Here is a 14,655-nt window from a genome sequence, read left to right as displayed (position 1 = left end):
AGTATCCAAACTTGCAAAGCACTGATAAGACCGGTAGGGCGCGAAGATTTCAAGCGGTTTCGTATTTAAGATTGTGCCTAGTAATAACTAATATACTTTATTTAACGGATAGAACCGTCAAAATGTTACGGCAGCTGTATTGGTTGGCGACTGGCAGAGGACGGTCCACGAAGGTATTGGGCAAGCAACATATTCAGGATCAACCATCCCTGCCAGTCATTCCGAGAATTCAACGTAAAAGCCGTCATGATATTTTACTCCATGCAGATTTTGACCGTTGTGTGGCCAGAAAATCGTGTAAGGGTTTATTTTCCGGAAGTTCAAGGTCGGGGTCTTCTGACAATATCTTCTCAGCGCAGTCGCGGGCAGCCTGGAGCATGGCGCGGTCCTGCACAATGTCCGCCAGCTTGAGGTCCAGCAGGCCGCTCTGGCGGGTGCCTTCGATGTCGCCGGGGCCGCGCAGCTCCATATCTTTTTCCGAGATCACGAAGCCGTCGTTGGTCTGCACCATTACCTTCACTCTCTCCTGGCTGTCTTTCCCGATCTTGTTGCCCGTCATCAGGATGCAGTAGCTCTGCTCCGCCCCCCTGCCCACGCGTCCGCGCAGCTGGTGCAGCTGGCTGAGGCCAAAGCGCTCGGTGCTTTCGATGACCATCACGGAAGCATTGGGCACGTTCACGCCCACTTCTATCACGGTGGTGGCCACCATGATCTGCGTATCGCCGGTCACGAAGCGGTGCATGTTCGCGTCTTTCAGCTCGTTGGTCATGCGGCCGTGCACCATACTGATGTAATATTTCGGTTCGGGGAAAAAGGCCTTTACTTCCTCGTATCCCTTTGTAAGGTTTTCAAAATCAAGGCTGGCGGATTCTTCGATGAGCGGATATACGATATAGGCCTGCCGCCCCTTGCGAACTTCGTCTTTGATAAAGTCCATCACCTGCGGCCGCTGGTATTCGGTGCGGTGAACGGTGGTAATGGGTTTACGGCCCGGCGGCAGCTCGTCTATCACGGACACGTCCAGGTCGCCGTATACGGTCATGGCCAATGTACGGGGAATGGGCGTGGCGGTCATCACCAGGATATGCGGGGGCATATCGTTCTTTTCCCAGAGGCGCGCGCGCTGGGCCACGCCAAAGCGGTGCTGCTCGTCTACAATAGCCAGCCCCAGGTGATGGAATTTCACTTCGTTTTCCAGCAGGGCATGGGTGCCGATCAGGATGTGGATGTTCCCGGCCTCGGCTTCGGCCAGTATTTGTTTCCGGGCCTTCCCTTTGATGTTGCCGGTCAGCAGCGCTACTTTCAGCGGCATATCTTTCAGCAGTTCGGAGATGCCTTTATAATGTTGTTGCGCCAGTATCTCGGTAGGCGCCATCAGGCATCCCTGGAAACCGTTGTCTATGGCTATCAGGAGCGAAAGAAGGGCCACCATGGTCTTCCCGGAGCCAACATCCCCCTGCACGAGGCGGTTCATTTGCCGGCCGGTGGTCGTGTCTTTCCTGATCTCTTTCAGCACACGCTTCTGTGCGCCGGTGAGCGCAAAAGGCAGGTGGTTGTTATAAAAGGTGTTGAACACATCGCCCACGGCGTTAAAAATAAAACCCTGACTGGCTTTATGGCGGCGGATCTTGAGGCGGCAGATGCGTATCTGCGCCAGGAAAAGCTCTTCAAACTTCAGCCTGCGCTGCGCCTGCCTGGCTTCTTCTTCCGTAGCAGGGAGGTGTATCTTGAAATAAGCCTGCGACCGCGGCATCAGCCGGAACTGTTGCAGCACCGGCGCCGGGATGTTCTCTTTGATCTCCGAAAGCGACAGCTGCTCCAGCAGGTTATGCGTCAGCTTGCCGATGGCTTTGGCGGTAAGGCCGCGGGCCTTGAGCTTTTCGGTGGTATAATACACCGGTTCCAGGTGCTGTTTGCCGGTAGCAATCTCCTCGGTGAGCAGGTCCATTTCGGGGTGGGCCATCTGCAAAATGCCGTTAAACTGCGACAGCCTGCCGAACACGAGGTAACCGGCATTTTCGCGGAGCGATTTCTGCATCCATTGCCACCCCTGGAACCAGACCAGGTCAATACGGCCTGTTTCGTCCTGCAGCGTGGCCACCAGCCGCTTGGAGCGCTTATCCCCCATTACTTCCATATGCACGATGCGCCCCCTGATCTGCACGAATTCTTCCATGCCGCTGAGGTTGCGGATCTTCTCCACCTTGGTGCGGTCCACATACCGGAAAGGGTAATATTCCAGCAGGTCGCGGAAGGTATGGAGGCCGATCTCCTTCCGCAGCAGTTCGCCCCGCTGGGGACCTACGCCTTTCAGGTATTCGATCGGGTTGGGTAATATGGAAGAGATATAACTCAATAGCGAATGTTGAATGAGGGTACGAAGTACGGCAATTTCAGAAAAAAAGGCAAACGGCAGCAGCGCATAAAAAAGACCGGCCCGGACGCTGCGATGCTTCCGGGCCGGCCAGTATCATAAAAATAATTATTCAGCGATCGCTTCTACTTTTCCTTCCACGAACAGCTTCATCCATTCAGAAGTAACGGATTTGGGCCTTTCGAGGGAAAGGTTCAGCGCACGGTCCCAGCAGAGGGAAGCCAGCACGCCGAGTGCACGGCTTACGCCGAACAGTACGGTGTAGAATTCGTATTCCACCAGGCCGTAGTGTACCAGCAGTGCGCCGGAATGTGCGTCTACGTTAGGCCAGGGGTTTTTCACCTTGCCCAGGTCCTGCAAAATGGTGGGTACCGTATCATAGATCGCCCAAACGATGCGCACAAGCTCATCTTCAGGGAGGTGTTTCTTCGCGAACTCCATCTGCGCGGTGAAGCGGGGATCGGTTTTGCGCAGTACCGCGTGGCCGTAGCCTGGCACCACTTTACCGTCAGCGAGCGTCTTTTTCACGTAGGCCGCGATCTGCTCCTTGGTGGGAACGCCGCCGCCCAGCTCTTCGCGCATGCTCAGTATCCATTTGATCACTTCCTGGTTGGCCAGGCCGTGCAGGGGACCTGCAAGGCCGTTCATACCTGCAGCGAACGACAGGTAGGCGTCGCTGAGGGCGGAGCCTACGAGGTGGGTGGTGTGAGCGCTCACGTTGCCGCCTTCGTGATCCGCATGGATCACCATGTAAAGGCGCATCAGTTCTTTAAATCCATCGTCTGAATACCCCAGCATATGGGCGAAGTTGGCAGCCCAGTCCAGCATGCCATCCGGCTGGATGTGCTTGCCTTCTTTGTACTTGCGGCGGTAGATATAGGCGGCTACACGCGGCAGGCGCGCGATGAGGTTCAGGGTGTCCTCATACATGTAGCTCCAGTAATCTTTTTTATTCATCCCGTCCGCATACGCTTTTGCAAACACGGATTCGGTCTGCAAAGCCATAACGGCCACGGTAAACATGGTCATGGGGTGAGTGGAAACAGGCAGCGATTCAATAGCGTCGAATACGTGATTCGGCACATGGCTGCGGCGGCCCAACACGCTGCTCAGGTTCTGCACATCCGCTTCGGTGGGCAGTTCGCCGATCAGCATGAGGTAAAATAATCCTTCCGGCAGGGGTTCTGCGCCGCCCGGGGCTTTCGGAAGATGTTCCCTTAATTCGGGGATAGAATAACCGCGGAAGCGGATACCTTCATTGGCATCCAGCAGGGAGGTTTCGGTAACCAGCCCGGTAATACCGCGCATGCCCTGATAAACCTGGGCCACTGTTACATCATCTACTTTCTTTGTACCATGATTCTTGAGCAGGTCCTTTACCTCTGCGCCCAGTTCATCTGCTTTAGCCTTGAATTTCTCTTTTATATAACTCATTTTCCCGCAATGATTTAGAAAAATTAACGAAATCGATCAATGAACAAAAGTAATGATAAATCATAAAAACCCTACCCTTTAGGGGAGATTTAACGTATAATTTCAAGCTTTTGATCAAAAATCATCGGAACAACTACTTCGGGGCGCGGAAATAGAGATAAAGGGCCAGCCCGGCGAATACGAAGTTGGGTATCCATGCCGCCAGCAATGGGTTCAGATCGGCTTTGGTAGCAAATACGGTGGAGAACTGCATGAAGAGGATATACATGGCGGAGATCACGATGCCCAGCGCCAGGTGCAGGCCGCTGCCGCCCCTTACTTTTTTGCTGGAGATAATGGCCCCGATCATAACCAGGATGATCACCGCAAAGGCCGCCGAGGTCCGCCGGTGTTTTTCCACGTAATAAACGTTCAGCCCTTCCGCCCCGCGCAACTCTTCCCTGGCCAGGTAACGGTTCAGTTCGGGGGTGGTCATGGCCTGTTCTTTATTTTTTTCCTCGATCAGCTCCGCCGGGTGAAGGGGTATCTGAACGGTGGTATCGTTGCGGGTGTGCAGGGTTTCGCGCATACCGTTGATGGTGCGCACGGTAATGAAGTCCAGCTTCCATTTGCGCCCCACGGAATCCCACGAAAAGCGGTCTGCTTTAAGGTTGTAAACAACCTGCTGGCCTTTGATGCGCTTCATCACGAAATTGGAACCGTTCTTATAGTTGGGATCGTAATAACCGAAGGTGATATAGGTAAGGCTGTCTACCCGCATGGTCCTGTCTTTCATCGCCTCTGCATCTTTGGGCGCGCTCACATATTTATTCTCGAAGGTGGTGCGGATGCGGTTGGCGGCCGGCACTACCCAGCGGTTGGCCGCCCAGAGAATGGAAGCAAAAAGAACGGCCCCCACCCAGTAAGGCCGCAGGAAACGCCTGAAGCTCACCCCCGCGCTCAGTATGGCAACGATCTCCGTTTTATACGCCAGCTTGGAAGTGAAAAAGATCACCGAAATAAAGATGAACAAAGGGAAAAGCAGCGCGGCGATGTGGGGGATGAAGCCGATGTAATAGTGCATAAAGACGAACCCGATGGACAGGTCGTGCTCCAGGAAGTCGTCGATCTTTTCCGTGATGTCTATCACTACCGAGATCACCAGCAGGATCATCAGGGAATAAATGAACGTGCCGATGAACTTGCGTAATATGTACCAGTCTATCTTCTTCATGTTATTAGGCAACCGGGCTTAAAGGTGCAAAGCTAGTATTCCGCCTGCATCTAATATGCAATTTTATTTTATGATGTGCAATTTTAACATAAATACTACAGCCTTGTTTTCAGCTGGGGTATCACCCGCTGCTTCCAGGCGCCGTAGGTGCCCTGCAATATTTGTTCCCGTGCGGCCTTTACGAGTTCAAGGTAAAAACAGAGGTTGTGGATGCTGGCCAGCGTCATGCCCAGGATCTCGCCGGCTACGAACAGGTGGCGCACATAGGCCTTGGAGTAGTTCTGGCTGGCGGCGCAGGGATTGTGTTCGTCCAGCGGGCTGAAATCGTCCGCCCATTTTTTGTTGCGGATGTTGATGACGCCCTGCCAGGTGAACAGCATACCGTTGCGGCCATTGCGGGTAGGCATCACGCAGTCGAACATATCGATGCCCAGCCCGATGTTCTCCACGATATTCCAGGGTGTGCCCACGCCCATGAGGTAACGGGGTTTTTCCACCGGCAGTATTTCGGTGACGAGCCCGCACATTTCATACATCTCCGCTTCCGGTTCTCCCACGCTCAGCCCGCCGATGGCGTTGCCCGCGCAGTTGCGGGAAGCGATGGCTTCAGCGGAAATTTTCCGGAGGTCTTTAAAGGTGCTGCCCTGCACGATGGGAAACAGCGTTTGTTCGTGCCCGTATTCCGGCGAAGTTTCGCCGAGGCGTTTGATGCAACGGTCCAGCCAGCGGTGGGTGAGCTCCATGCTGCGTTTGGCGTAGCCGTATTCGCTGGGGTAAGGCGGGCATTCGTCGAAGGCCATGATAATATCAGCGCCGATGGTGCGCTGGATGTCCATTACATTCTCGGGGGTGAACAGGTGGCGGCTGCCGTCTATATGGCTTTGAAAAACAACGCCTTCTTCCTTGATCTTGCGGTTGGCGGCGAGGGAAAACACCTGGTATCCGCCGCTGTCCGTGAGGATGGGGCGGTCCCAGCCGTTGAATTTGTGAAGGCCGCCGGCCTTCTTCAGCACGTCCGTACCGGGGCGCAGGTAGAGGTGATAGGTGTTGCCGAGGATGATCTGCGCGTTGATGTCGCTGCGCAACTGTTCCTGTGTAACGGCCTTCACAGAGCCTACGGTGCCAACGGGCATGAAAATGGGCGTCTGGATGGTACCATGTTCGGTGGTGATGGTACCGGCCCTGGCGCCGGAAGGATCGGTGGTGATGAGATCAAATTGCAAGACGGACTGTGTTTTTTCAGGGGGCAAAGGTATTGAATATCCCAGTATTAATTTTTCCACAACCTTACATAGATAAATAAAAACATATATTTTTGCCCCCTATGTCGGACAACCTGGGGATTATCATTTTTTATGTTTTCGCCGCTGCGGCGGGAATTCAGGTATTGTATTACCTGGTCTTTTTTTCGAGAGTTGCGTTCTACAAACGCCGGTTTGATGAAGATCATCCGCCGCAGGAAGCAATGTCTGTTATCATTTGCGCCAAAAATGAAGAGAGAAGCCTCCCCAAGAACCTTCCCACCGTGCTCCAGCAGCGCTACCACATCCACCAGCAGCCGGAATACGAAGTGATCGTGGTGAACGATAATTCGGAAGACGATTCCAAATATTATCTTGCCTCCATCGAGAACGGCTATTCACATTACCGCCATATCGAGATCAAACAGGCCGCCCAGTTCATTCCCGGCAAAAAATACCCGCTTTCCATCGGCATCAAAGGCGCCAAATACGATACGGTTGTGCTCACGGATGCGGACTGCAAGCCCGGCAGCACCCACTGGCTGTCCATGATCGCGCAGGGATTCAGGAACGGTAAGGAGATCGTGCTGGGCTATGGCCCTTATTACAAAAAGCCCGGCTTCCTGAACAAGGTGATCCGTTACGAAACCTATTTCAGCGCCCTGCAATACCTTTCCTACGCCATGGCCGGCATCCCTTACATGGGCGTGGGCCGCAACCTGGCGTATAAAAAAGACCTCTTTTTCAAACATAAAGGTTTCACCGCCCACCAGCACATCGCCTCCGGCGACGACGACCTGTTCGTGAACCGCGCGGCCAACGGCCGCAATGTAGGCGTGGTGATCAACAAACACGCTTTCGCCTACTCGGAGCCCAAAACGAAGTGGAAACACTGGTTCGCACAAAAAACTAGGCATATGAGCACCGGCAAACATTACCGCTTCGGCCATAAGTTCCTGCTGGGACTGTTCTCCCTCTCCCACTTCATCTTTTACCCGGCCATGATAGCTGCCCTGTTCTACGCACCTATGCTGTACATCACCCTGGGCATCCTCGGCGGCAAGGTCCTGATCCAGTCCGTGATCACCTTCTTTGCGCTTAAAAGGCTGGACGAGAAGGACTTATTCTGGTACAGCTGGCTGATGGACATCCTCATGTTCCTTTATTATGTTATCTTCACGCCCGCATTGTTCTTCCAGAAAGGGAGAAGCAAGTGGAAATAGCATGGAGACCGTTTTAAAATATTTCAGTGATTTTACGCCCAAACAGCTGGACCAGTTCCGGGCGCTGGGGCCGCTCTACAGGGAATGGAATGAGAAGATCAACGTGATATCCCGCAAGGACATCGATTCCCTGTATGAGAAACATGTGCTGCATTCCCTCGCCATCGCGGCGGTGGCGGACCTCCCGGATGGTTTACAGGTGCTGGACCTCGGCACCGGCGGCGGTTTCCCCGGCATCCCCCTGGCCATTTTCTTCCCTGAAGTGCGTTTTCACCTGGTGGATTCCATCGGTAAAAAGATAAAAGTGGTGGAGGGCGTTGCCGAAGCCCTGAACCTCGGAAATGTGACCACGGCCCACTCCCGGGCGGAAGAGATCAAAAACCGTAAGTTCGACCTGGTGGTGTCCCGCGCGGTAGCGCCTTTGAAGGACCTCTGGCAATGGAGCAAGCCGCTGATCAGGAAGAACGCGGACGAAGACCGCCCCGGCGGCCTCATCTGCCTCAAAGGCGGCGACCTGGCGCAGGAGATCTCCGAAAGCGGCTGCCGGCCCAAAATGGTGAATATCTACAAACTCTTTCCCGAAGAGTTTTTCCAGGAAAAATATGTTGTTGCAGTAAGATAGACCGCTCAGAACCCGATATCCTCGTCCGTATGGCTGAACTCCGTTTCCAGCGTGCAATGGGTGATATTCATGTGATGCAGAACGTGTTTCAGCTTGGTTTTTAGCGTGGCCACCTGCGCCGCGGTCAATCCCGGCTGAACGGTGACGTGCGCGGTGAGGGCGTTTTCAGTGGTGCTCACCGCCCAGATGTGCACATGATGCAGGTCCGCCACGCCGGGAACGGTTTTGGCCGCTGCCTCCACCTCCTGGACGGTAATGCCCACGGGCACCCCGTCGAGGGATAAACGAAGGCTGTCGCGCAGCAGGCCCCAGGTGCCGTAAACGATCACTGCCATTACAAGCAGGCTCACGGCGGTGTCTATCCAGTACTGGCGGGTGTAGATCATCAGCAGGCCCGCCGCCACCGTGCCGAGAGACACCAGCGCGTCCGCCACCAGGTGCAGGTAAGCGCCTTTCACGTTCAGGTCTTTTTCCTTGTCGCGGAAGAAAAGCAGGGCGGATACGGAGTTGATAACGATGCCGATGCCCGCTACGATGGCCACCGGGCCGCCAGCGAGGGCCACGGGGTGACTGAACCGCATAATAGCTTCATAACCAATGGCTCCGACCGCGATCAGTAAAATAATGGCATTTAATAATGAGATCAGGATGGTACTTTTGCGGTAACCGTACGTATACCGGCTGCTGGGCGGGATGCGGGCCAGCCGGAAAGCCAGCATGGAAAGGGCCAGGCTCGCCACGTCGCTGAGGTTGTGCCCCGCGTCGGACAAAAGGGCCAGGGAGCCGGTGGTAAAACCCGCAACCGCTTCCACGGCCACGAATGCGAGATTGAGGCCGATGCCCGCCAGGAAGGCCCTGTTCAGATGGGAAGCTCCCGTGGGAGCGTGAGCATGATCGTGCATTATCTTAAAAATACGAAGACCTGTTTAAAAAAAATGCGGCAGCATACAATAAGTGATCCGCTGGTTCGTCTACCTAACTAAGATGAACGAGTGGCTTTCCATAAAAAAACCCATGGCACTGGAACAAAACGAACGCATACAGCGAACGGTGGAGAAGGAACGTAAACGGCTCCTGCAATTCATCCGGAAACGGGTGGATAATGTGGCCGATGCGGAAGATATCCTCCAGGACGTGCTGTACCAGTTCACCCAGTACCTCCGCCTGGGTACGGATATCGATTCACTGACCGGCTGGCTTTTTGCGGTTACGCGCAACCGTATTACAGACTGGTTCAGGAAAAAGAAAGAAGACCGGTTTTCGGACACAGCCATCGAAATGGCAGACGGCGAGGGGCCCCTCTACCTGTCAGACATCCTGCCGGACGCTTCCGCGCAAACAGATGTGCCTATGCTGCGCAAGTTCATGTCCGAGGCCATTACCGAGGCTATAGACGAGCTGCCGGAGGAACAGCGTTACGTGTTCCTGCAGCATGAGGTGGAAGGCCGTTCCTTCAAGGAAATTGCGGCCGAAACGGGCATTTCCGTGAACACGCTGCTGAGCCGTAAACGTTATGCCGTGCTAAGCCTGCGCGAAAGGCTGGCGCAATTGTATAAAGAATTAATGAACGATTAAAAGTACTGACATGAAAAAATATATTGTGTGGAAAATTCTGGGCGGCATTGTGCTGGGAGCTGTTTTTGTAACAGCCTTCGGATTTGCCACCATGTACCTCTGGAACTGGCTGGTACCCGCACTTTTTTCAGGCCCCGTGCTCACTTTCTGGCAGGCGCTGGGTTTACTGCTCCTCTGCAAGCTGCTGTTCGGCGGCTTCTCCAAAGGGCATCATGAGAAAAAACACTGGCGCTGGAATAAAGAAAGGTGGAGAGAACACGTGAAGAACAAGATGGAGCACCTTTCCCCCGAAGAAAAAGAGAAAGTAAAGAACCATTTTGACCGTTGCATGTCCGGCCGCTGGGGGTTCAGAACCCGCGAAGAAGCAGAAAAGCCCGGAAGCACGGAAGAGCAATAACCTACACAACCTGACTTTATGCATCCCGAATTAAACACCGGCACTATGATCGGTATCTTCAAAACAAATATCCGGACATACCACGAGCGGAACCTTATCATCAGCGCAATTTGCAGTAACTTTGAGGTATCCTCCTGCAATGTTGACATTGAAGATTGCGACAAAGTGCTGCGCGTGGTAGATATGAAAGTGGATGAGCATTCCATCATCCGCTTTGTGCAGGAACAGGGTTTCCACTGCGAAGTGCTTGAATGAATATTTTAACCGGACCTTATGCAAAAGACAGACATACAGCAACTACTGAACAACAGCTTCACCGACTTCGCCGCATTTATCGAAACACTTTCGCATCACCGTTTTATTGTATCGCCTGAAGGAAAATGGTCTGCCGCCCAGCAGCTGGACCACCTTATCAGGAGCGTCAGACCGGTGAATAAAGCACTGGGCCTCCCCCGTTTCTTCCTCCGCTGGTTCGGCAAGCCGGCCGGGCCTTCCCGCACCTTCGAAGAAATTAAGGAAAACTACCGTACGCTGCTGAAGAACGGCGCGGTAACCGCCCGCCCGTACGTGCCGCATGTAACCGAAGCAGAACAAAAACAGCTGCTGCTGAAGCAGTTTGTTTTACAGAAAGAAAAAATGCTGCTGCAGATAGACAGCTGGAGCGAGCAGGAACTGGATAGTTACCAGGGGCCGCACCCCTTGCTCGGCAAGCTCACCATCCGCGAGATATTGTACTTCACGGCTTATCATAACTATCATCACCTGCATACCCTGCAGCTCCGCGAACAGCCGGACCAGCCCTGGCCCTCGCAGCTGGAGCGGGTGATATTCTAAGCCCGCCGTTTATAGTTATTAAAACCCGTTCCCTTCTATGGTAACGGGTTTTGTTTTTGCAGAAAGCGTATTTCCACCCATGGCCAAACCGCGGCAAATTCGTATCTTCAGCGAAACCCCTGATCCGCTAACTCAGGCAGGCTCCAGGCCACCCCAAATATTTCCACGCCGTTGCCTGCCGCAAATGTTCAGTCCATGAAAATTAAATGGCTTTCCATCTGTCTGTCACTGCTGCTGTGCACTATCGCGAAAGTGCAGGCCCAGAGCGAGTTTCCTAAGGGATGGATATTCCCCGTGGAAATGGGAGGAGGCATGGTAACTTCTTTCCATGGCGCCGACCCTGATCTTTTTGCCGCCACGCTGGCCTTTTCGCCCCAGGTAACCGTAGTGCCGGGCAGGCTCAGGCTCGGCCTCACCGGCGGCGGCGCCTTTTATAACAAACGTATTTACGGCATGGGCGGCGGCCGCGTGTCGCTGATGCTTACCAAAGGGCCCAAAGTGCTGGAAAGCACTGTGCTGAATGCCCAGCTGGTAGGCGAATACCTGTTCGGCACCAAAAACCAGCGCCTCGTTGGCGGAGGCTTCGCTTTCGAGATCGGGCAGATGGCCACCATCAGCATGAAAGTGCATCGCGATTACGCGTGGAACGACTGGTGGTTCACCGGCAGCCTCGGCATTCACTGCTTTAAAAAGAAAGCGCCCAAACTCCCCGAATTGTAACCTCAAAATTCCCTCATCATGTCCAAAACAGCATTGGTGATCAGCGGCGGAGGCTCCAAGGGGGCGTTTGCCGTAGGCGTGCTTAAATACATGGCCGCCACACCTAAAATTCAATTCGACACGCTTTGCGGAACCAGCACCGGCTCCCTCATCATACCCCTCGCCTCGATCGGGGAGATCAACCTGCTGGAGAAATTATACACCACACATGTTACGAGCGATATCATCCTCACCGGCAACGTGATCAACCGCTTCGCCGGGAAAGACACCTATTCCCTCTTTGACGCGCAGCCGCTGAGCCTGCTCATCAAAAATACCTTTACAGACGGTATGTTCCAATCCATACTGGACAGCGGCAGATCGCTTTACCTCACCACCGTTTGCCTGCAAACCGGGCGTATCACCTACTTCACGACCAGCGACCTGCCAATGACCTCGCCGGAATACGACGTGATCCGCATACCGGACGCCAGCACTTTCCGGCGCGCCATGTTCGCCTCCGCCTGCCAGCCGGTGTTCATGCCGCCGTACCAGGTGATAGAGAGCCAGCCCCGGCAGTATGTGGACGGCGGCCTGCGCGAATATGCGCCGGTAGACCTCGCGATAGACACGGGGGCCACCGAGATATACGCCATCCTGCTTACGCCCGAAGAGCCCCTGGAAAAAGATCACCTGTATAAAAGCCCCTTCGAAATATTACAGCAAACCATGGACTGGTTTACGATGGATGTGGCGGTGAACGACCTTCGCATGCCGAAGTACATCAACCGCAGCCTTGAATACCTGAAGGCCGTGAAAACAAAAATGAAAGAAGCCGGCCTTAAGCCGAAAGAGATCGACTCCTTCTTCAACATCCCGTTCGATAATCCTTTCCTGGGTAAAACGGATCTGAAGCTGCATATCATCCGCCCTGAAAAGCCCCTCAACGGCGGCCCCGGCGGCCTCACCTTCGATCCTCCCGAAATGAAAAAAATGGTAGCCTACGGCGAAGAGATTGCGCGAAAGTATTTTGAGAACCTCTAAGAGACTTCGCGTAATATTGAAAAGCCTCTACATAAAAAGGGCGCCCCGGTAACGGAGCGCCCTTGCTGTATTTTCGCGGCGGGACTTAAGGAGCCACCGCCTTGTTGTTCTCCCGGTCTATATCCGCCAGCCGCATGCTGGGATCGATGTTGATGCTCCGCAGCTGGCTGATGGGCACATCCAGCGTAAGCGAGTAAGTGGGATGCGTCCAGCGCCAGCCGTCGTGCACGATGCGTTTTACCTTTTCGTCTTCGTTGGGTTTGTTGCCGAACATGATCGTGAGCGGGATGTAATGCATTTCCTTCCGCCCGTCCTTCATCTCCACCAGCAGGTCTACCGGCATGGGAAATTCGCCTGCGCGGCGCAGCACCACAACGGTTTTCCCGCCGGTTTCATAAATGCTGTCCAGCGCGTAGTCGATATGTTTGGTGGTGTTCCGCATGTATTGCAGGTACCAGTCCAGCTGGATGCCGCTTTCTTTTTCCATGACCCTGATAAAATCGTTCGCGTTGGGATGTTTGAAACGCCAGTCGTTGTAATATCTCAGCAAACCCGCATCCCTGTTGGCCGCACCTATTACGTAACCCAGCTGTTCCAGGAAAACGGCGCCTTTGGAATAAGAGCTGATACTGTAAGCGTAGTTAGTGTTATAATGATCGGCATGCGTGCTGATGGGTTCTTCGAAGCCGCTGCGCACCAGCGCAAAATAATTGCGGTAGCTGGGCGACTGGTGCCATCTGCCTGCCAGCGAATCCACTGTATTGCCGATCGCGTTATCTTCCGCAAAGGTCGTGAAACCCTCGTCCATCCAGGGGTACAGGCTTTCGTTGGTGGCGAGCATGCCCTGGTACCAGCTGTGCATCCATTCGTGGATGGCTACACCGTAAAGGCCGTCCATTTTGCCATTGCCCATAATGAGTGTGGCCATGGGATATTCCATGCCGCCGTCTCCACCCTGGATAAAGGAATACTGTTTATACGTGTAAGCGCCGAAATGTTTTTTGATGTATTCGTATGCGACTGGGATCATCTTCGCCAGCTGCGGCCAGGTGGTTCTGGTGGTATCGTTCTCGATGTAAAAGAAATGGGCCGTGAAGCCGTCTACCGGCTGGGTGATGTGTTTGTAATCCGGGTCGGCGGCCCAGACGAAATCGTGCACATTGGGCGCAACGAAGTGCCAGGTGAGCGTGTTGCCCGCAGGGCGCGTCACTTTTGTGCCTTTTGTTTCGTAGCCATAGCCGATCTGCTGCGGGTTTTGCAGGTAACCGGTGCCGGCCAGCACATATTTTTTATCGATGGTGATCTTCACGTCAAAATCGCCCCAGATGCCGTAGAACTCACGGGCTACGTAGGGCGTGGGATGCCAGCCTTCGTAATCGTATTCGGCCATTTTTGGGTACCACTGGGCCATGGAATAATCCACGCCTTCCTTGTTGTTCCTGCCGCTGCGGCGGATCTGCACGGGCACCTGCGCCTCGAATTCCATATCGAAGGTAACGGTGGACCTGGGCAGGATAGGCTTGTCAAGGTCCACCACGAGAATGGTCTCTTCGGTGCGGAACTGTTGCTGGCGGCCATCCATCGTGAGCGAGCGCACTTTCTGGTAGCCGATCTCGTTGGGCTGCAGCTTGGAAATGCGGTCTGTGACACGGCTGTCCCAATCATGTTTGTTCACGCCTTTGGCGTCTTTCCCGACAATGATCTTCCCCAGCTCGCGGCTGCGCACGTCCATCATGCTGTTGGGCTGAAATGCGTTCCACTGGAGGTGGTAAAACACGCGGAAAAGCGTGTCCGGCGAATTGTTGGTGTATTCCAGCTGTTGTTTGCCGGTAAACTGGTTGGTTTTGACGTCCATCCGGATGTCCATCTTGTACTTTACGCGTTGCTGCCAGCGGTCCGTCTGTGCCATGGCTGAAGAAGCTCCCAGCAGAAGGAATAGCGCCGGGATGATTGATATTCTCATATTCAGATCATTGGTCTAAGGGGCGAAAATAGGAAA

At 54.1% G+C, this 14,655-nt stretch carries 14 protein-coding genes; 8 read left to right on the top strand and 6 right to left on the bottom strand.

Going from position 1 to position 14,655, the window contains the following annotated elements; all coding sequences use genetic code 11:
• Nucleotides 1–244 precede the first annotated feature (244 nt).
• From recG to tgt, 4 genes are all read right to left on the bottom strand, one after another.
• Nucleotides 245–2,356, bottom strand: coding sequence for an ATP-dependent DNA helicase RecG (gene recG / locus ACTJIK_RS10150; protein ID WP_440646257.1), 2,112 nt, complete (start codon nt 2,354–2,356; stop codon nt 245–247).
• A 126-nt stretch (nt 2,357–2,482) separates the two neighbouring features.
• The gene (locus tag ACTJIK_RS10145) at nt 2,483–3,808 is read right to left on the bottom strand and encodes a citrate (Si)-synthase, eukaryotic (RefSeq protein ID WP_440646256.1); all 1,326 of its coding nucleotides are present in this window, start codon (nt 3,806–3,808) and stop codon (nt 2,483–2,485) included.
• Between the two features lie 133 nt (nt 3,809–3,941).
• Nucleotides 3,942–5,021, bottom strand: coding sequence for an LptF/LptG family permease (locus ACTJIK_RS10140; protein ID WP_440646255.1), 1,080 nt, complete (start codon nt 5,019–5,021; stop codon nt 3,942–3,944).
• Nucleotides 5,022–5,116: 95 nt separating this feature from the next.
• Entirely contained in the window at nt 5,117–6,244 is a 1,128-nt protein-coding gene (tgt, locus tag ACTJIK_RS10135; RefSeq protein WP_440646254.1) for a tRNA guanosine(34) transglycosylase Tgt, read from the bottom strand.
• A 101-nt stretch (nt 6,245–6,345) separates the two neighbouring features.
• Here tgt and ACTJIK_RS10130 point away from each other — a divergent pair, with 101 nt between their 5' ends.
• Nucleotides 6,346–7,485, top strand: coding sequence for a glycosyltransferase (locus tag ACTJIK_RS10130; RefSeq protein WP_440646253.1), 1,140 nt, complete (start codon nt 6,346–6,348; stop codon nt 7,483–7,485).
• Nucleotide 7,486: 1 nt separating this feature from the next.
• Nucleotides 7,487–8,107 carry a 16S rRNA (guanine(527)-N(7))-methyltransferase RsmG gene (gene rsmG / locus ACTJIK_RS10125; RefSeq protein WP_440646252.1) on the top strand — a complete coding sequence of 207 codons (621 nt, stop codon included), beginning with the start codon at nt 7,487–7,489 and terminating at the stop codon, nt 8,105–8,107.
• Nucleotides 8,108–8,112: 5 nt separating this feature from the next.
• Here rsmG and ACTJIK_RS10120 read toward each other — a convergent pair whose 3' ends face one another.
• Nucleotides 8,113–9,009 (bottom strand): cation diffusion facilitator family transporter, encoded by an 897-nt coding sequence (locus ACTJIK_RS10120; protein WP_440646251.1) that lies wholly within the window; start codon nt 9,007–9,009, stop codon nt 8,113–8,115.
• Between the two features lie 112 nt (nt 9,010–9,121).
• Between ACTJIK_RS10120 and ACTJIK_RS10115 the strand changes: the two genes are divergently transcribed.
• From ACTJIK_RS10115 to ACTJIK_RS10090, 6 genes are all read left to right on the top strand, one after another.
• Nucleotides 9,122–9,682 (top strand): RNA polymerase sigma factor, encoded by a 561-nt coding sequence (locus ACTJIK_RS10115; RefSeq protein ID WP_440646250.1) that lies wholly within the window; start codon nt 9,122–9,124, stop codon nt 9,680–9,682.
• 10 nt (nt 9,683–9,692) lie between these two features.
• On the top strand, nt 9,693–10,079 hold the full coding sequence (locus ACTJIK_RS10110) for a hypothetical protein (protein WP_440646249.1): 387 nt from the start codon (nt 9,693–9,695) through the stop codon (nt 10,077–10,079).
• Nucleotides 10,080–10,097: 18 nt separating this feature from the next.
• On the top strand, nt 10,098–10,334 hold the full coding sequence (locus ACTJIK_RS10105) for a hypothetical protein (protein WP_440646248.1): 237 nt from the start codon (nt 10,098–10,100) through the stop codon (nt 10,332–10,334).
• A gap of 18 nt (nt 10,335–10,352) precedes the next feature.
• The gene (locus ACTJIK_RS10100) at nt 10,353–10,913 is read left to right on the top strand and encodes a DinB family protein (protein ID WP_440646247.1); all 561 of its coding nucleotides are present in this window, start codon (nt 10,353–10,355) and stop codon (nt 10,911–10,913) included.
• A gap of 195 nt (nt 10,914–11,108) precedes the next feature.
• On the top strand, nt 11,109–11,633 hold the full coding sequence (locus ACTJIK_RS10095; RefSeq protein ID WP_440646246.1) for a hypothetical protein: 525 nt from the start codon (nt 11,109–11,111) through the stop codon (nt 11,631–11,633).
• An 18-nt stretch (nt 11,634–11,651) separates the two neighbouring features.
• Entirely contained in the window at nt 11,652–12,656 is a 1,005-nt protein-coding gene (locus ACTJIK_RS10090) for a patatin-like phospholipase family protein (protein ID WP_440646245.1), read from the top strand.
• A gap of 85 nt (nt 12,657–12,741) precedes the next feature.
• On the opposite strand, the gene ACTJIK_RS10085 is transcribed toward ACTJIK_RS10090, so the two are convergent.
• Nucleotides 12,742–14,619, bottom strand: a complete 1,878-nt coding sequence (locus ACTJIK_RS10085; protein ID WP_440646244.1) for a M1 family metallopeptidase — start codon at nt 14,617–14,619, stop codon at nt 12,742–12,744.
• Between the last annotated feature and the right edge of the window lie 36 nt (nt 14,620–14,655).

Source organism: Chitinophaga sp. 22620 (assembly GCF_052044405.1).
In the GTDB taxonomy this organism is placed as follows: Bacteria; Bacteroidota; Bacteroidia; order Chitinophagales; family Chitinophagaceae; genus Chitinophaga.
Note: the sequence above shows the minus strand (reverse complement) of the source record. Positions and strands in the feature narration are given on the sequence as shown.